Annotated in this window: 2 protein-coding genes; both read right to left on the bottom strand. The window is 57.8% G+C overall.

Annotated features, from left to right (window positions below; genetic code table 11):
* A partial coding sequence (locus GHO03_RS24690; RefSeq protein ID WP_178110383.1) for a recombinase family protein occupies positions 1-375 on the bottom strand: 375 nt, incomplete at its 3' end.
* Positions 376-388: 13 nt separating this feature from the next.
* The coding region (locus GHO03_RS25415) for a hypothetical protein (protein ID WP_218574335.1) at positions 389-586 on the bottom strand (198 nt) is incomplete at its 5' end.

The following is a 586-nucleotide window of genomic DNA, read 5'->3' as shown; positions in this document are numbered from 1 at the left end:
CTCCTGAATCAAGGCGCGCTCGTACTGCGCGAGCGCACCGAACACCTGGAACAGGAATTCGCCCGAGGGCGTCGTAGTGTCCAGGTTCTCTGTCAGCGAGCGGAACGACACCCGCTTGTCCTTGAGCGAAGTCACAATGGCGAGCAGGTGCGACAGCGAGCGACCGAGCCGGTCGAGTTTCCACACCACCAGCACATCGCCGGCTCGAACGAACTCAAGCGCCCGCGCCAAGCCGGCACGGTCATCCTTCGCGCCAGAGGCACGATCCTCAAACAGGTGACGCGGATCGACGCCGGCGGCGAGCAGCGCGTCGCGCTGCAAGTCCGTGCTCTGGCGGTCGGAGTCCGACGACACGCGCATGTAGCCAACCAACATAGGCGGATAACCATCAAAAACAGGTTTCCGCATAATAGTGAATAGCGATAGAGTTTTCCGTACATTTTTGAGGGGGTGTTGCACAGGTAGCACAGCGGCGGCTGACAGCCTGTCGCAAAACAAATGTTTTACGACACCTCCTTGAGGTTGCCGCGTTTACATCATTACCTGAACAGGTATAAAATTCCGGCCTGACAAACAAAGAAAAACC

The organism is Pseudomonas sp. FSL R10-1339 (assembly GCF_009600545.1).
Lineage (GTDB): Bacteria > Pseudomonadota > Gammaproteobacteria > Pseudomonadales > Pseudomonadaceae > Aquipseudomonas > Aquipseudomonas bubulae.
Note: the sequence above shows the minus strand (reverse complement) of the source record. Positions and strands in the feature narration are given on the sequence as shown.